The organism is Microcoleus sp. PH2017_28_MFU_U_A, from assembly GCF_020738035.1.
In the GTDB taxonomy this organism is placed as follows: Bacteria; Cyanobacteriota; Cyanobacteriia; order Cyanobacteriales; family Microcoleaceae; genus Microcoleus.
Genome location: NZ_JAEQCX010000078.1, coordinates 14,736 through 31,824 on the forward strand (window position 1 = coordinate 14,736; position 17,089 = coordinate 31,824).

Here is a 17,089-nt window from a genome sequence, read left to right on the forward strand (position 1 = left end):
GTGTGTTGGTAGCTTTTCAGAGTGGATTGTATATTGGTTCTCGCATTTACCCGCACTCCGCCGGGGATTGAAATCCCCGTCTCATAGCAGAAGTCGGTTTTAACCGACTGAAAGATTAGATTCAATTCTCAACTCTCTTCAGTCCTCTTTAAGAGGACTTGCGCTATGAGACAGGGATTTCAATCCCTGTCGGAATCTCGGATGTAACGACAGGCTAGTTGAAGGTGAATTTATTTTAGTTTTACTCTTGACATTGACACTAATGTCAAGGTTTATGATGCAGGAGTCATTCTACCAAATCAAATTTCTCCCATAACCGAAAGCAATTTTGTTCGAGACACCCGGTAGAGACTGCGGAAACACATAAAAGTTCGGCATCCTGACAACCAGCCCCTGGATTCAACCACGGGCTTAATTCTTCAATCCAAAATCTAAAATCCAAAATCTAAAATCCCATGACTCCCAATTCCCTCCCCATCTCTCGCCTGTCGCGCCTCGCCCAAGAACATCCCGATGCTGTGACTGCCGCCCTGTGCGGAATTCTAGTAATTTTGGGTTCGATCGCCCTACAAGTCGGTTGGCTGGGCTTAGCGGTGTTAATATTGCCCGCTGCTTACGTTATCGGCGGCTATTCCAGCACCCGCGAAGGGTTGACTACGCTGTTTGAAGAACGCGAATTAGATGTAGATTTGTTGATGATTGTGGCTGCTTTGGGCGCGGCCGGTTTGGGGCTGTGGCGGCGAGAATATCATTTAATTGTGGACGGTGCTGTTTTAATTTTAATCTTTGCAATTAGCGGCGCCCTTGAAGGTTATGCTATGCAGCGGACTGAACGGAGTATTCGCAGTTTGATGAGCTTGACTGCGGATACTGCGCGGGTGCTAATGTACGATGGGGAACGAGAAATTGCGATCGACAAATTGGCAATTGGCGATCGTATTTTAGTCAAGCCCGGAGAAATCATCCCCACAGATGCAATAATTATCGAAGGCTACAGCAGCCTGAATCAAGCCTCAATTACCGGCGAATCGATGCCCGTGGAAAAAACCGCCGGCGATGAAGTTTATGCAGGTACGATTAACGGTGCCGGCGCGTTACAATTGGAAGTGCACAAAAGTCCAGAAAGCAGTTTGATTCAGCGAGTGATTCGGCTGGTGCAACAAGCGCAAACAGAAGCGCCACCTTCTCAGCAGTTTGTCGAAAAGTTCGAGCGCGGTTATGCTAAATTGATTGTCGGTTTAGGCTTGCTGCTAGCAACTTTGCCGCCCTTTGTTTTGGGCTGGAATTGGGAAGACACCATCTATCGGGCGCTGATTTTCCTAGTAGTCGCTTCTCCCTGTGCGCTGATGGCTTCGATTATGCCGGCGCTGCTGTCGGGGATTGCTAACGGCGCGAGACAGGGGATTTTGTTTAAAAGTGGCGCGCAATTAGAGATAATAGGTCAAGTTCGGGCGATCGCCTTTGACAAAACTGGAACCCTTACCACGGGAAAACCGCAAGTTATCCAAATTGTACCAGCTACCGGATATACTGAAACAGAAGTTCTGCAATTAGCTGCGGCTCTGGAAGCTCATTCCGAACACGCGATCGGCCAAGCAATTGTCCAAGCCGCAAATCAGCAACAGTTACCGTTGTCAAGTGCGATCGACGTACAAGCAAAAATCGGTCAAGGAATTGTCGGTAAAGTTAACAATCAAACCATTACTATTGGTAAAGCCAGTTTTGTCGGAGCAACTGCTGAGTTGACAGAAGTAAGTCATCAGTTGCAAGGGGAAGGAAAAACGGTTGTTTGGGTGGCAAAGGAGGATGAACTTTTAGGTATCATTGCAGTAGCAGATACAGTCCGCCCGGAAGCAGCAGCCACGATAAAACGCTTGCAAAAATTAGGCGTAGAACATATCATAATGCTGACAGGCGACAACCAGCAAACCGCTGAATATATCGCCCGCCAATTAGGCATCAATGAAGTGTACGCCGAACTTTTGCCAGAAGACAAAGTGCACCTAATTAAAAAGTTGCAAACCCAGTATCAAACCGTCGCAATGGTAGGAGACGGCATCAACGACGCCCCCGCCCTCGCCCAGGCTTCCGTGGGAATTGCGATGGGTATTTCCGGTAGCGATGTCGCTTTAGAAACTGCTGATATCGTATTAATGGCGGACAAGTTAGAACAACTAGCTAAAGCAATTAGTTTGGGGCGGCGCGCTCAAAATGTAGTCAAGCAAAACATTATTTTTGCACTCAGTTGCATTATACTGTTATTGGCTGCTAATTTTCTCGGAAATATCACAATGCCGATCGGCGTCATCGGTCATGAAGGGTCTACAGTTTTAGTAACTTTGAGTGGTTTGCGGCTGCTGAGACATTAATTAAATTACTCGTTACGAGACGAATTTGTAGGGGCGGGTTCACCAACAATTTATGATAAAAATCAACAATTTCATAAACCCGCCCTCCCCCACCAACAATAAAAATGTACCATAAATTTATTTGTAAAATGTTGATGTAAATAATCGCGGGGATGGGGCGGGTTTATGAGATTATTTGTGGGTTTCATATATGGTGGGTGAACCCGCCCCTACTATTATCGCTCAATTTTCACGATTTAATTCACTCAGAGATGTCATAATATTTTGAGCTATTTTCAAAGCGATTTTAACATCGCTTGATAATGTAAATACCGTATCCGCATAATCTGCCTTATTCCTGAACAGCCTTAATCTGCTTAAGTTCTCCCCTATTTTTATCATTTTTTTAGCTTTAGATTTATGAAAAATAAATTCTTCAGCCACATATTGATGTTCGTTAATATCAGAATTTTTGCGAGAAAGCCTAGAGTCTTGTTCAACATCGCGCAAGTAATTTCTAGCTAAGCAGAATACTGCATAGTATGATCGACTTATTGCCGATCGCAATTTTGCCTCATTATTGTCAGAATCGCCAGAGATTGTCGCCAATTCTTGGGCTAAATTCAAATATTCAGACCAATCAAATCTCATTTGACTCAAATCCCAAACTAATATGCAATTTACTATTAGTAACAGTAGTTATCTTATCCAGCCACCAAGTATCATCAAGAATCATCAATTTTTCAAAAGCTTCATCAACTTCTAGTTTAGTGTAGATCGTAATCCAGAGCGATCGCCAATTGGCAATTTCTGGATCGGTTTTCACTTCCAAGGCTAATCTTTCGCTAGGGAATAGTTCTCTAACTTGAGAATGAGCTTCTAAAATCACACTTAGCATTACTTCCTGCTCAATAATTAACTTAAAAGCTTCAAGAGGTTCTTCTACCGTGTAGAGACTTCGGATTTTATTGAAATCAGCGATTAAATCGTCAAAGGGTTCTGTTTTAATAGCTTGCTCTTGGATAGCAGTCATAATTATTGCTTCTGAATGCTTTACTTGTTAAAATTTTAGCAAAGATGGGCGCTATTGTGGAAAGCCTGTGTGTCATGCCGATCGAATTTACGCACGGGTGGCGAGAAACCGAATATGTTTGTGATGGTGATACCGAAGTATTGTCCTAAAAAAGCCGATTTCTGGTTACTCGTGAGTATTTGTAGGGTGTGGATACATCAAAAATCTCTCAACAAAGAGCGACAATTTAAGAGCGACGCACCTTATATATAAGGAATAGAAATTAAATAACTTAAGCAAATTTGTGGGATGGGCGGGAGAGCCCGTGCAGAAAGGACGGGCGGGACGCCCATCCCACAACAATCATCAAAGTGTAAGTTATTAAATTTTCATTCCTAAGGCTCAAAAAACAAATCAAAAAAATGTTGGGTTTGTTGGCGCACGGATTGTGAACCAAGAAAGGTGCGTCGCTAGGAGATTGTTTGTCACATTTAGGGATTTTCGCGACACACCCTACAACTAATTTCTCTCGCTGCGTGGCGAGAAACCGGGTTTCTATGAATATTTTTGGTTGAGTACGAAAAATTTAGGAAGAAACCCGGTTTCTGGGATTAGCAGAGAAACCGGGTTTCTATGAATATTTTCGGTTGAGTAAGAAAAATCTAGGAAGAAACCCGGTTTCTGGGATTAGCATTTTCACAAATTGATTTACAAAAATACTTAATACTTCACAGTAATTAATGAATTTGTGTCGCAATTTAAGTTTAAACTAAGAACGATCGCAAAATAAAAGTTTTCAGATCCACAAGGGAAGAGATCGGAGAAATCGGCAAACACAAGTTTTTTTCCTGAATCATCATCTTCTCCTTCCCCTTCCCCTTCACTTTGTGTAGGAGGCTATATGAACGAAAATGTCATTAGGGCCACGCGAAACGTTGCAATTGTTGGCCCTTATTTAAGCGGTAAAACCGCACTTCTCGAAAGTTTGCTGTCGGTGACAGGGACGATTACTCGCAAGGGTAATGCTAAGGATGGTAATACGGTAGGTGACAGTTCGCCCGAAGCGCGCGATCGCAAAATGAGCGTAGAAGTCAACAGCGCCACCGCCGAATACGAAAACGTCCGCTTCACATTTCTTGACTGTCCCGGCTCGATCGAATTTGTCCAAGAAACTTACAATGCACTTATCGGTGTCGATGCAGCCGTGATTGTTTGCGAACCGGTTGCCGATCGCACTTTAACCCTCGCCCCGCTGTTCAAATTCCTCGACGATTGGGAAATTCCCCACCTAGTTTTCATCAATAAGATCGATCGCGCTTGCACAGACGAAACCACCTGCGGTAGCAACTTCACCGACGTACTCAACGCGCTCAAATCCGTTTCTAGCAGACCAATTGTACCTCACCAATACCCGATCGGCAAAAACGAACAAATCATCGGTTTTATCGACTTAGTAACCGAACAAGCTTACCACTATCACTCCGGCGCACCCGCAGATCCAGTCCCGCTTCCCGAACACCTCAAAGCACAAGAAAGCGCCGCGCGACAGGAAATGCTCGAAGAATTAGCCAATTTTGACGATCGTTTACTCGAAGAATTGCTGGAAGAAATCAATCCCGATGCTGAAGAGATTACCCGCGATTTCAAGATGGAATTAGGCGCTGATTTAATAGTGCCCGTATTCATCGGTATCGCCGAACAAGATTTCGGCGTGCGGCCTCTGCTGGAAGCTTTACTCAGAGAAGCGCCGACACCGGAAACTACAGCAGAACGGCGCGGTTTTATACAAAGTGAAAACAAGGTTCTCGGTCAAATCCTCAAAACCTATTACACGCCTCAAGGAGGTAAGCTATCGTTAGTCAGAATCTGGCGGGGAATCCTCGCAGACGGAGCAGTTTTGAACGGGGTTCGAGTTAACGGTTTGTACCGATTGACCGGCCAGCAAACGCAAAGTTTGCAGTCGGTCAGTGCCGGGGAAATTGTCGCTGTGGGCAGGCTGGAAGGCTTGAGAACAGGCGATGTGTTAGGTTTGGACGAATTATTGCCAAAAGCAGAAATCATCTCGCCTGTGTACGCACTGGCGATCGTCCCCGAAAAGCGCAATGATGAAGTTAAGTTGAGTTCTGCCTTAGCTAAACTATTAGAAGAAGACCCATCTTTAGTTTGGGAACAGCACGGAGATACTCACGAAGTTATACTTTGGGGTCAAGGCGAAATCCACCTGAAAGTAGCCTTAGACAGGTTGCGCCGCAAGTACAATTTGCCGATGGTAACTCACTTACCGCAAGTACCGTACAAAGAAACCATCCGCAAACCTGCATCTTCCATTCATGGGCGCTACAAACACCAAAGCGGCGGACACGGACAGTTTGGCGACGTGTACCTCGACATCGCACCGCAGCCTCGCGGAGAAGGTTTCAATTTCACTGACAAAATAGTCGGCGGAGTCGTTCCAAAACAGTATATTCCCGGCGTTGAAGTGGGAGTGCGCGAATATTTGGATCGCGGCCCGTTGGGTTTTCCGGTGGTAGATGTATCAGTGACTCTGACTAACGGTTCCTATCATTCTGTTGACAGTTCCGAACAAGCTTTCAAACAGGCGGCGCGGTTGGCGATGCAGTCGGGGATGGAGAAGTGCGAATCAACTTTGCTGGAGCCGATCGCCAAAGTTGAAATTTGCGCTCCCAACGAGTGTACATCAAAGGTGTTGCAATTGGTCAGCGGACATCGCGGCCAAATTCTCGGCTATGAGGGTAAAGCAGACTGGAAGGGATGGGATGCTGTTTCGGCTTATTTGCCGATCGCCGAAATGCAGAATTTGATCGTAGAATTGCGATCGCAGACGATGGGAGTCGGATTTTTTAACTGGGAGTTCGATCGATTACAAGAAGTACCGGAACCTTTGGCTAAGCGGGTTTTGCTTACGGCTGGCGGGAATGGGAATGGTAACGGTAAAAATTAAGCTGTAGCGGCGGGTTCACCAACCATATATAACGATGACCAACAATATATAAAAACCCGCCCCCATCCCACCATAAATCTGAATGTACATTGATATTGTTTGTTGGGTGGGGCGGGTTTTTGAGATTGTTTGTTGGGTGGCGATTATGGTTGGTTAACCCGCCCCTACAGCATTAAAAACACTTTTCAATTCATGTTGGGTGGGGTGGGTTTACTTTAAGAACTCGGGTATCTAGCGTTCACTACCAACCTTGTTTTAAACTGGTTTAGCCCACGACAGCCAAGTTTCCATCGGGCGGAAACCGACTGATTGGTAAAGCTTTGTTGCACCTGTCAAACTGTCGGCATCGACGCTGAGTTTAGCTGTATTTGCACCCGCCGCTTTTAAGGTGTGCAAACCAGCTAGCAGCATCGCTTTTCCTAAGCCCATTTTGCGAAAGTCCCGCCGCGTACCCAATAGTTCAATCCAACCGTCTTTTGCGTCGCTGCGGGGGTTTTTTTGGGGTTTGATTTGACAGTCGCAAAATGCTGCAAATTTACGATCGCCCGAAACAGCAATTAAGTCTAATTCCGGCTGATAATTCTCGTCTTGCATCCAGTATCGCACGGTTTCGGCTGTTAAATCGTGGTGGTTCCAGTGATCGATAAATGACTGGTTGAACATTTCTACCCAGGGTTGGATGTCTTTTTCCCCGGATACGTGCGTCAGGGCAAAATCTGCGGGAAATTCGGGTGCGGGAATTGGTTCGGCGAGCGATCGCGTCATTGTGAGAAAATAGCGATCGACTTCAAAGCCCTCTTTCTCTAACAGCCGCATCTCGTCGCTTTCATCTTCCCGACTGTAGGTACGCAATTTCGCGGGCAAATTCCGTTGTTTCGAGACTTCGCCCAGGCGCTTTTCGCCCCATTTAATGATATCTTTTTCCAAATCTTGGCCGCGCGCCTTTGGATGCACGTAAAACCAGAGACAGCCGTCTATTTCATCCTGGGAATCTGGCATATCTAGGAGTGCTAAACCAATTAGTCTGTAGTTTCCGTCTTCCCACAACTGTACGTCGCGGGCTTTGTCGAGTGTGGGGGCGTCGAGTACAAGCTTTACTTCGCTGGCGGATACTTCTTCGCCGACTCCATCGACTGCTTCGCAAGCATCGATTAAATTGGCGATCGCGCACCAGTCACTTTCACCTTTGTAGGAGCGTGTTGTCAAGATATTCATAGAAAACTTTGCAATCCGTAAATTCGGACTGTTCCTGTTAGTGGGTATTGGCAAATGAGTACAGTAATTTGGACATTTTGCACAAATGTCGGTAACAGCCAAGATGCCTGTTCCACAAATGGACATTTTGCACAAATGTCGGTAACAGGTAATATGCCTGTTCCACAGCTTTTAGTTGTTGAGAATGGTGTTGATAAAACTCAGAAACCTGTTTATATCACCCAGGCTTTCAGGTTTTATCTCATGGCGCAATCATAAAAATTGGTTTGCCCTTTTGGGCTAGTTTTGTATTTGAGTTGCCGATCCGAGAAACGCCCAACGTTCGCAAGCAGCGCGCTGGAAGTTATCGAGGCTGATGCTCGATCAACTATTATTTAAATAAATTTGATACAGCTAAGTAAAGAAGTTTTCACCCCCACCGGGTAGTTGATTTTTACTTGTACTCTGTTTTACAATAAATCCTGTTGCAGGGATTTGTTGCTCCTCCTGTTTGCTCGCCCGATCGGGGGAGGGGAGAATTTGAACTTATTAAAAAGTTGCCTTATTCAACTATAACCGCTCAGGTTTTTTTTGGCAAGTTTGAGGCAAGGGGAGTTTTGTTTCTATTAACTGTCTCCCGGATTGGGCGATATAAGCATTGCACTTTTAACCGAGCATAAGTGTATTTTTTATAACTTTTTGCGGCACTTGAAGATTTAATTTTATCCTAACGTTAAACTAACGTTAAACTGCTGTCTCAGATTTGCATGAGGTCAATATGCTCGACAACCTCGATTTAGATATTTCCTTGGACAAAGAAACCTATGATGCCAAAATCGAAGTTTTAATGCAGCAGTTGCGATCGCTCCAACAGACCTGCTGGGAAAAAAAACTGCCTGCAATCATCGTACTCGAAGGCTGGGCGGCCGCCGGCAAAGGCGCCCTGGTCAAAAAAATGGTGGGGTACATGGATCCGCGGGGGTTTGCCGTCCACCCGATTTGGCCGCCGTCAGAGGCAGAAATGGGCTATCCTTTCCTGTGGCGGTTTTGGGAGAAACTGCCGGCGCGAGGGCGGATTGGTTTTTTCTACCACAGTTGGTACACTCATGTTTTAGAAGACCGATTGTTCCAGAGAGTTTCTGACGCCGAAGTACCGACAGTCATCAGGCAAATCAACGCCTTCGAGCGGCAGATGGTAGATGACGGCGCGGCAATTGCCAAATTTTGGATTCACCTGAGCAAAAAAGAACTCAAGCACAGGCTCAAAAAACTAGAAGACGACAGCTTACAAGCTTGGCGAGTGCGGCCCGAAGATTGGAAACAAGCCAAAAAATACCAAGAATACACAACTTTGGCCGAAGAAATGGTAACTCAAACCGGCACGGGCCCGGCACCTTGGACGCTAGTAGAAGGGGACTGTCAGCGCTGGGCGAGAGTCAAAGTTTTAACGCAAATGGCAGCGACAATTACAGAAGCCCTAGAGAGACTCCCGACGCAATCTGCACCACTGAAATTGCCACCTCAAGAAAGCTTGTCACCCACCGAACCCAACTTGCTCGCCCAAGTAGATTTGACTCAATCGCTGTCGCCAGACGAATACAAACAGGAACTTCGCGCAGCACAAACCAGTTTTGGCAAACTGCAACAAAGCATCGACGAAGATGAAATCCCTGTCTTAGTGCTGTTTGAAGGTTGGGACGCCGCCGGTAAAGGAGGCGCGATCAAACGCTTGACGGACATCCTAGACCCCCGCAGTTACACCGTTAATCCGTTTGCTGCCCCCACGGATGAAGAAAAATCTCACCACTACCTCTGGCGGTTCTGGCGGCGGTTGCCGACTGCTGGTAAAATCAGCATTTGCGATCGCAGTTGGTATGGTAGAGTGCTGGTCGAACGAGTGGAAGGATTTGCCACCGAACCCGAATGGCGCCGAGCTTACCAGGAAATTAACGAATTTGAGGAGCAACTCACCAGTTTCGGTTGTGTCGTAGTTAAATTCTGGCTGCACATCAGTCCAGACGAGCAACTAAAGCGGTTTACAGAGCGAGAAAAAAATCCATTTAAACAATACAAACTCACTCCTGAAGATTGGCGGAATCGCCAAAAGTGGAATTATTATGAAGTGGCGGTGAATCAAATGGTTCAGCGCACCAGCACCCCGTCAGCTCCCTGGACTATAATTGCGGCCGATAACAAGTATTATGCTCGTGTTAAAGTAATTCAAACGGTAACGCAGGCAATTCGGAATCAACTGAAACGCCGATAAATTGGGATTGGTGAACGGGTAACAGGTAATGGGAAAAATAGCAGCAGCACAAATCAGGCTTGAATTGCCAAGTCAATTTCACCTGCCGCCGGCTCCATCCATTATCAATTACCGATCGACCATTAACCAACTATCGATTACCAATTATCTGTCAGCAATCTGTGACCCGCCCCAAAACGGGTACAACCCCCCAACGCTATGAGTGTGGAGAGCCTAAAATTTTAGACCAAAGTGCAAGCTCCTAGATTCATCTGTGGAGTCAATCTAAAATCTAAAATTTAAAATTTAAAATCGACTGACTGGAAGTAGCGGGATCTCCTTGCGTGCAACCAATAGTTGATAGCTGACCGGAATAGAGCATTTCTCAGAAATGCGATCGAACTGTGCGATCGGCCAAAGTTAACAACCCAACTCAACCGATGCCCGTATTTGCTCCCGCAGCTAAATTAGCGCTCGTTCCACACTTCCGTACTAATTTATGAAGACACAGAATATTGCAAGATGCCTGAACTATTCGCTCGCATTCTATTTCTATTCCTCCTCTTCTCACTGATCAAATCGTGGTGGGATCAATCAGGAGGCAAAGACAATCCTTTAATAGATCGGCTGCGCGTTTTGCTGCTGATCAGCCTTTTGTTCCTCGCTTTTTTTGCCCCAGACACGCCAGTCGGAGCGGCGATTTTCGGCTTAATAGCTTTCTTCTTTAAGCCGCTAGGTTTTGCGATCTCACTGTTGGTGATTGCATCGGCGCTGATCACGAACGGGGGCATCCGCAACCCGGCGCCGAGAATGATCCTGGCTGCGCTGCTGGTTTTGATTCTGTCGAGTATGCCAGTGGTGGCTTATTGGTTCGCAGATCAAGCAGAACGAGATGCCGCAGCCCGCACAGTTTGCTGCGATGAAACAGCAGCGGCGATCGTCCTGCTGGGCAAGGGAACGACTAACAGTCACAACGCTAACCGAGAAGCAATTCAACTGACAGACACAGGCAATCGCTTGCCCTATGCTGCTGTTTTGTACAAAAAAGAACTAGCACCTTTGGTGATTGTTAGTGCTGGGCCCAGAGCAAATTTACAGAATGATACTGGCGAAGCTAAAGATATCCAAACTTTGCTGGCAAGCAACATGGGCGTGCCGCGCAACAATATCGTTCTCGACGATAATGGCAGGAACATACGCACCAGCGCCGAGGAAGTGAGAAAAATCCTCGACAGCCGCGGCGTCGGGCGCAAAGTAATCCTGGTAACATCTGCAATTCAGATGCGACGTGCCAGCCTCGCTTTTGCGAATATGGGAATCCAGGTGATTCCTAGAGCTACGGACTTCTACACTTACCAGCCAGTGTCAGGAGGGCATTCCAAACTGCGCTTAGACGCGGCAGATTTCCTGCCCAGTGCAGAAGCTTTGGTAACTACGACACGAGTATTCGATGAATATTTCGGGTCTGTTTATTACTATTTGCGCGGCTGGCAGGCTCCCAGAGCCTAAAGCGGCAAGTTGGTGGTGTTTTTTTGAGGCAACACCGACTGCTCCCCAGATTGGTTTAACATTTCCTGAGAATGAGACCTTTGTGGGGGGCTGTATTTTCTCATTCCGGCGGGATCGCCGACGGCAAAGTTGGCAGTTAATAAAAACACCGCCCAAAATATAGGCTCCTCCCACTTAGATTTTGTTGGAGTTGGTGCTGGCGTTGTGACTGATTCAACGTTTACTTTGATATCTAATTTGCCTTCAATTTCTTTGCCTTTGAGAACTCCGTCCTTGCAGACACCCTTAAAAATCATCGGAGCGGGTTTTGGTGCTTCTGCTGCATCTGTTTTCGGTTCGTCTGCCATTTTTTTTATCCTGGGTTTGAGTAGATCCGATTGGATAGTAGATTCTCAGAGGTTCGGGGGTTTTCCGGAAAGGATTGCGCGAACTCTGAAAAAATTAAATTAAATATGCACCCCGCCCCTGATTGGGGATTAAAAATAAGAAGTTGAAGGCATTTCAAGCTAGTCCTTGTTGATTTTGGGTAGCAGCGCTGCCTTGATGCTGCTACCTATCTATCTGGGTGAAAGGGAGGTTTTTATGCAAAGTACAGATTTTTAGGAAAATTTTGTCAATAATATTGATTAGCTGCCCGCAGGCGGTAACGATCGCAGCCTGAAAGCCGATCGCACTTGCTCTCATATTATGTCCGGTCAATTACCATAACAATCAAAGTTAGCGCCTGCGGACTGAAGTCCGCACTACGAACCAATTTTATTGCGATAGAGCGATCGCACTTGCTCTCACCTCACAAACCGGGTTTTTCCCGGAGCTCAAGTGTCGCAATGTGCTTTAAAAACAGGGTTTCTGGTTCACAAGGGCGATCGTAAATATTTAAATAACCGAAAGTGAAAACACCCACCAGCAAACTATCTTCCCTGGAACCAGAACAACTGGCAGCTTGGGCAATAGAGGCAATTAATCGCAGTAAATCCGGTAAAATCCCCGCATACGTACCTCTCCTTGCCCAAGCCGACAGACAATGGTTTGCCGTGCAAATTCGGGCAATTGACGGTCAAATTTTGAGCTGGGGTAGCGCTGCTACCACATTCCCGCTGATGAGCGCAGTCAAACCTTTCGTCTTGCTTTACTTGCTGTGCGAATTGGGTGAAAAAGCAGTTTTTGACTGCGTGGGCTGCGAGCCTTCGGAACTTCCTTTCAATTCTCTGACTCAACTCGAAAGGGATAAAGGGAAGCCGAGAAATCCGATGATTAATAGCGGGGCGATCGCTCTAGCGTCTTTGATTCCCGGTGAAAATGCGGTTGAACGCTGTCAAAACCTGCGAACTTGGCTGAACCAACAGGCAAAAAGTCAGCTATTTGTTGACGAGTTAATGCTCGATTCAGTGAATGCTATGCCGAATCAAAAAAATTGGGATCTTGCCTTAGCAATGGTAGAATCTGGTTATCTACAAAACTCGGAAATTGCGTTAGAAACCTACAATCGCGTTTGCTGTTTGTCTGGAAGTGTAGAGGATTTGGCGAAGCTGGGAATGGTGTTGGTAAATGGTGGTGAAGCGATCGCGGAAAACTGTCGCACTGTGAAAGCGCTGATGGCTACTTGCGGTTTGTATGAAGCATCGGCCCGCTTTGCGCTGCGGGTGGGAATTCCCGCTAAGTCGGGTGTTAGCGGGGCTTTGTTGTCGGTTATTCCGGGCGAAGGGGCGATCGCCTCCTACAGTCCGCCTTTGAATAAAGAGGGAAATTCTGTCGGCGGTTTGTTTCTGTTGGAACAAATAGCTAAATCTTTGCGGCTGAGTATATTTGATTAGATTGGGTAATTGGTAATTGGTAATTGGGAATTGGGAATTGGGAATTGGGAATTGGGAAGAAGGCCCGCGCAGGACATTGTTATTTGTTATTTGTTATTTGTCCGATGTTATTTGTTAGTGGCTACCAATAACCAACTACCAATAACCAACTACCAATAACCAACTACCAATAACCAATAACCAATAACCAATAACCAATAACCAATAACAACTGTCAACTGTCAACTGTCAACTGACTACTGACTACTGCTTTTCACCCAAAATAGCATAAACCACAGTTTCTTCTTTTTTGCCGCGCAATTGAATCGCTCCTACTTTTTGCCCTTCGTAGCGATCGCGCACGTAAGCAAAAGTTCTCCCCGTCACCAACAAATTAAAAGGACTGTCAGAAATAATTTCCTTATTCATCGCCTCCAATCTAGCCGCAACGTTGACAGCATCGCCGATTACAGAATAATTCAAACGCCGGGAACCGCCGACGCTGCCGGCAACTAACTGTCCGGTATGCAAACCAATGCCAAACTTAATTAAAGGTTTGCGGTCAATTCTAAGCTGCTCGTTGATTTTGTGCAGCTTTTCGTGCATGGCGATGCAAGCTGCTACGGCATTTAAAGCATCTTGTTGAATTTCGGGATATTCTGTGTGGCAAAAAGGTACACCAAAAACTGCCATAATTGCATCACCAATGTATTTATCGACAACGCCGCCGTGATCCATAATACAGTCGGTCATCGCTTCCAAATAATGGTTCAGCCAGGTGAGCAAATCCCGCGGCCGCATTTTTTCGGAAATTGAAGTAAAACTGCGAATATCCATAAACAGCACAGTTGCTGTAAGTTCTTGAGGTTCGAGTTCTCCCTGTTCAAATATCTCTGCTTTGCGTTCCCAAATAAGCTGAGCAGTTTCGGGGGCGACGTGTTTTTCAAATAACCTCATTAACTGCTGTTTTTCGTACTGTTCCCGCACTTGTAAAGCAGTACCAGATAAAATGAGGGTGCCGATGGGTGCGGCAACGGGAAGCCACCAAAAATAGTAGCCAAATAATACAGCAGCAGCCGTAACCCAAATTACAGGTAAACCAAGGGCGATCGCAATTCTTGCTTTAACACCTCGGTTGCACAGCACCGAAGTAGTAAGGGGGCCAATCCCCAACAATAACAAAATTTCTAGCGCTGCGGGCAGTCGCTTTAGCAATCGCTGATTGAGCAAATTGTCAACTAAAGCTGCATATAAATAAACCCCAGCAGTAGTCTTGTTCAGAGGTGTAGATATCTGGTCAAAACCCGTAGCGACTAGACCGACTAAGACTAATTTATCAGCTAAAGCATTTTCAGGAATTCTACCTTCTACAACATCCACAAAAGCATAGGTACGTAGATTTTCTGTTTTCCCGGGCCAGTTAACCCAGACTGTTTGTTCCTGCATATTTTGTGGCTGCGGCAGCAATACAGGATTTTGCGGGTTAGCAGCGTTGTACCTCTGAGTCATTACTAAACCGAAGTTAGGAATGGAGTCGAGAAATATTTTTGAATCGCGGCTAACGCCGTCGCTGTTCGGTTCGTGCATTATATGTCCGACACCTGCGGCGGCTGCTTTTAAAGATGCTACTGGCTGTTCTTGGGTGGTTCTTGGGAGTACAACTTTGCCATTTGTGGCGATCGCAGCGGCTAACATTTCATCTTTCGGACTCGGATCGAGGAAAAGAATGTCGAAACCAACTGCTGTGGGGGGAAATTTTTTTAAAGCTGACAGCAGGGCGGCGTAGCGATTGCGCGACCACGGAAATTGACCGTATTCCTGCAAGCTTTGGGGTTCGATCGCAATTACCGCAATTCTCTCATCCCAACCCGGATTTGGCAAAACTCCCGATTCTCGAATTTGAAATAGGGTTTTGTATCCCAAATATTCAAGGGGTTTCCACATTCCCAATTGCAGCATGGCGACAGACATTATTCCTGCTACGGCGCCTGTCAGCCAGGGAGGATTTGTGATGAGATATTGCCGGATGCCAATCAGTTGATTGTGTTTCAGATGCTCGATCAATTGTTTGAACTTCATTCAATTAATTTGACGCAATAATTGACATTCGATGCTGATGTTCGGATAATACCGGGCGGTTGAAACCGCGTCTAGACAAACAAAACCCGCCTCCGCGGGTTGAAACCAGACCGATATTTCAGATGATAATACCGGGCGCTTGAAACCGCCGTCCGATCTAGATCAGTTGTTTAGGGAACTGCGAGGTTGTAATGCTTTTCTCTGACGGACGATCCTCTCACTACAATTTTGAGGCGGCGGCTGGCCGGTAAAATTCCTTGGATTTTGAATTTACCTTCTCGATCGATCTTAATGGCTTGGTTGTTGACATAAATTATGTCGATCGGGTTAATTTGACCGCTGAGGCGATAGATATTCCCACCGAGTCTCGACAAACTGCGGACTTTGAGATCGGCTAAGCGAGGGCTGGCTGATGGCGGTGCGGGGGGAGTTTGAGGGAAAATTTCCGTGGCGTTACCGCCGTTGACAACTACTTCGGAGTCGTTTTTGCCAGATACTCCGACTGAACCTTCAATGGTTTCGACTCCGGTTTTGCCGTCTGGGCCGACGCTGACGCCAAAGGATGTACCCCTGACTCCGGCAACGCCTTCGGGGGTTTCAACCCTGACTGGGGCGGTTCTGGGAGATTTTTTTTGTTGGGCTATTTGATTGGTTTCGGCAATTGGGCTGAATGTATTTAAGGCGGCAATTTGCTTGGGTAGGATAATTGCTGAGGTTTGAGCTGCGGCTGTGGGCGCAGCAGTTTTGCCGATCGACAATCTCACTCGTCCCCTGCTGACAAAAATAGCTGTGTCGTTTTCGCCTGAAGTGCTTGACAAATCGGATATTCTAACTGCGGTTTTTTCGGCAACTTCAACGATGCCGGTGTTGTTGTCGATCGCTAAGCGGGCTGTGGAATCGGGGTCGGTGATGATTTCGTCTCCGGGGGCGAGGAGCCGATCGCCGACGACGGCGGGCCGCCCTTTAAAGGTGACTGTACCGCGAATTTCTTGAATTTCGAGCGATCGGCCTGTCGCTGTTCCCTGAGCGTTGATTGTCTTGGTTGGGGATGGATTGGCTGCCGCTATTACCGGAAATTTTGGAGACTTTGAGCCGGTTGGTGGTGCTGGCGGTCGATCGACCGAGATAATTTTAGTAGGGTTTGACTGCTGTTTGGGGGATGGAGACAGCGGACTGGCGATCGTAGGGCGAAAGGCTGGAAGACAGGCCAGCACAGCTAAGGACAAACTTAGGAGTGGAATTTTGGTCGATCGCCAGCAAGTAAAAATTTTATTCATATTTTCTATTTTGTCATGTTGAAGTTCTTAGACTTCATTTGCTTTATTAGACTTCTTAAATCCGGAAATCGTTCCATTTTTTTTGCCATAAAACAGCAGCCAAAATAAGCTTTCTCAGCAAGAAAGCTTACCATTAAATCTTCTTTTTATTGTCAAAATTTAGTAAACTGTTACAACGAGGCAGTTTCCTCAGATTTGATGTGTAATTTTTGGGTTCCCCAGACCAAGAGTCTTGCAGAACAAGAGTTTTCGCCGCTCTCAATAGGAAAGAGCGAATATTTATATATAGCAAACATAAAATTAATTACTGCTAGTAAAGGTCTTTTGGCTTCGGCCGGAAGGATGAATAATTGGGAAGAAATCCTGTAGTTGTGGCAATTAATAAAAAGATTCCCTTTGGGAAGTGATAAAAAATAATTATATAAGTGGTGCGGCTGGCTTTGGGAGTGGAGCTTGTGCCTGTGCAACCAACGCAGGCTGGGCCGAGCGACAAGGGGGCAAAGATCGAGCAACTCCGACTAGAATAGCTGGTAAAAGTATAGTCATCTATTACATGACATGGGAGGCTTCAAGTCCCTCCCCTTTCGCTTTCACTTCGAGCGGATTAACCCGCCTCGGCTGAGCTACGCAGCTCTCTATCCCATTGCTGAAGGCATTTGGGATTGCTTTT

12 protein-coding genes are annotated in these 17,089 nt (G+C 46.3%); 6 read left to right on the forward strand and 6 right to left on the reverse strand.

Translation table 11 applies throughout. The annotated features are described in order from the left end of the window. The first annotated feature begins 455 nt into the window (after nucleotides 1–455). On the forward strand, nucleotides 456–2,369 hold the full coding sequence (locus JGK14_RS19760) for a heavy metal translocating P-type ATPase (RefSeq protein ID WP_293318197.1): 1,914 nt from the start codon (nucleotides 456–458) through the stop codon (nucleotides 2,367–2,369). A 222-nt stretch (nucleotides 2,370–2,591) separates the two neighbouring features. Here the strand turns inward: JGK14_RS19760 and JGK14_RS19765 are convergent, their stop codons facing one another. Both JGK14_RS19765 and JGK14_RS19770 read right to left on the reverse strand, forming a co-directional pair. Then, nucleotides 2,592–2,999 carry a HEPN domain-containing protein gene (locus tag JGK14_RS19765; RefSeq protein ID WP_293186256.1) on the reverse strand — a complete coding sequence of 136 codons (408 nt, stop codon included), beginning with the start codon at nucleotides 2,997–2,999 and terminating at the stop codon, nucleotides 2,592–2,594. Next, nucleotides 2,989–3,381: a peptidase gene (locus JGK14_RS19770; protein WP_293186254.1), complete on the reverse strand. Its 393-nt coding sequence runs from the start codon at nucleotides 3,379–3,381 to the stop codon at nucleotides 2,989–2,991. Before JGK14_RS19770 ends, JGK14_RS19765 begins: the two co-directional genes overlap by 11 nt. A gap of 880 nt (nucleotides 3,382–4,261) precedes the next feature. On the opposite strand from JGK14_RS19770, the gene JGK14_RS19775 reads away from it, so the two are divergent. Further along, on the forward strand, nucleotides 4,262–6,322 hold the full coding sequence (locus JGK14_RS19775) for an elongation factor G (RefSeq protein ID WP_325315406.1): 2,061 nt from the start codon (nucleotides 4,262–4,264) through the stop codon (nucleotides 6,320–6,322). A 255-nt stretch (nucleotides 6,323–6,577) separates the two neighbouring features. Here JGK14_RS19775 and JGK14_RS19780 read toward each other — a convergent pair whose 3' ends face one another. Then, a complete protein-coding gene (locus tag JGK14_RS19780) occupies nucleotides 6,578–7,537 on the reverse strand; it encodes a GNAT family N-acetyltransferase (protein WP_293193398.1) in 960 nt (319 codons plus the stop codon). A gap of 54 nt (nucleotides 7,538–7,591) precedes the next feature. Here JGK14_RS19780 and JGK14_RS19785 point away from each other — a divergent pair, with 54 nt between their 5' ends. The 3 genes from JGK14_RS19785 (at nucleotide 7,592) to JGK14_RS19795 (ending at nucleotide 11,270) form a co-directional block, all read left to right on the forward strand. Next, entirely contained in the window at nucleotides 7,592–7,795 is a 204-nt protein-coding gene (locus tag JGK14_RS19785; protein ID WP_293186248.1) for a hypothetical protein, read from the forward strand. A 499-nt stretch (nucleotides 7,796–8,294) separates the two neighbouring features. Beyond that, nucleotides 8,295–9,782 (forward strand): polyphosphate:AMP phosphotransferase, encoded by a 1,488-nt coding sequence (gene pap / locus JGK14_RS19790; RefSeq protein WP_293186246.1) that lies wholly within the window; start codon nucleotides 8,295–8,297, stop codon nucleotides 9,780–9,782. A 501-nt stretch (nucleotides 9,783–10,283) separates the two neighbouring features. After that, entirely contained in the window at nucleotides 10,284–11,270 is a 987-nt protein-coding gene (locus JGK14_RS19795) for a YdcF family protein (protein ID WP_293186244.1), read from the forward strand. Here the strand turns inward: JGK14_RS19795 and JGK14_RS19800 are convergent. Further along, nucleotides 11,267–11,617, reverse strand: coding sequence for a hypothetical protein (locus tag JGK14_RS19800; RefSeq protein ID WP_293186242.1), 351 nt, complete (start codon nucleotides 11,615–11,617; stop codon nucleotides 11,267–11,269). The genes JGK14_RS19795 and JGK14_RS19800 overlap by 4 nt on opposite strands. Nucleotides 11,618–12,160: 543 nt before the next feature. On the opposite strand from JGK14_RS19800, the gene glsA reads away from it, so the two are divergent. Continuing rightward, a complete protein-coding gene (glsA, locus tag JGK14_RS19805) occupies nucleotides 12,161–13,084 on the forward strand; it encodes a glutaminase A (protein ID WP_293193396.1) in 924 nt (307 codons plus the stop codon). Between the two features lie 243 nt (nucleotides 13,085–13,327). Here glsA and JGK14_RS19810 read toward each other — a convergent pair whose 3' ends face one another. Both JGK14_RS19810 and JGK14_RS19815 read right to left on the reverse strand, forming a co-directional pair. Then, the gene (locus JGK14_RS19810; protein ID WP_293186238.1) at nucleotides 13,328–15,142 is read right to left on the reverse strand and encodes a CHASE2 domain-containing protein; all 1,815 of its coding nucleotides are present in this window, start codon (nucleotides 15,140–15,142) and stop codon (nucleotides 13,328–13,330) included. Nucleotides 15,143–15,312: 170 nt separating this feature from the next. Further along, the gene (locus JGK14_RS19815; RefSeq protein WP_293186237.1) at nucleotides 15,313–16,419 is read right to left on the reverse strand and encodes a FecR family protein; all 1,107 of its coding nucleotides are present in this window, start codon (nucleotides 16,417–16,419) and stop codon (nucleotides 15,313–15,315) included. Nucleotides 16,420–17,089: the final 670 nt, after the last annotated feature.

Coding starts and splice junctions, on each gene's coding strand:
- JGK14_RS19775 (WP_325315406.1), top strand. CDS start 4,262: ATGAACGAAAATGTCATTAGGGCCACGCGAAACGTTGCAATTGTTGGC.
- JGK14_RS19770 (WP_293186254.1), bottom strand. CDS start 3,381: ATGACTGCTATCCAAGAGCAAGCTATTAAAACAGAACCCTTTGACGAT.
- pap (WP_293186246.1), top strand. CDS start 8,295: ATGCTCGACAACCTCGATTTAGATATTTCCTTGGACAAAGAAACCTAT.
- JGK14_RS19795 (WP_293186244.1), top strand. CDS start 10,284: ATGCCTGAACTATTCGCTCGCATTCTATTTCTATTCCTCCTCTTCTCA.
- JGK14_RS19785 (WP_293186248.1), top strand. CDS start 7,592: ATGAGTACAGTAATTTGGACATTTTGCACAAATGTCGGTAACAGCCAA.
- JGK14_RS19810 (WP_293186238.1), bottom strand. CDS start 15,142: ATGAAGTTCAAACAATTGATCGAGCATCTGAAACACAATCAACTGATT.
- JGK14_RS19765 (WP_293186256.1), bottom strand. CDS start 2,999: ATGAGATTTGATTGGTCTGAATATTTGAATTTAGCCCAAGAATTGGCG.
- JGK14_RS19780 (WP_293193398.1), bottom strand. CDS start 7,537: ATGAATATCTTGACAACACGCTCCTACAAAGGTGAAAGTGACTGGTGC.
- JGK14_RS19760 (WP_293318197.1), top strand. CDS start 456: ATGACTCCCAATTCCCTCCCCATCTCTCGCCTGTCGCGCCTCGCCCAA.
- JGK14_RS19815 (WP_293186237.1), bottom strand. CDS start 16,419: ATGAATAAAATTTTTACTTGCTGGCGATCGACCAAAATTCCACTCCTA.
- JGK14_RS19800 (WP_293186242.1), bottom strand. CDS start 11,617: ATGGCAGACGAACCGAAAACAGATGCAGCAGAAGCACCAAAACCCGCT.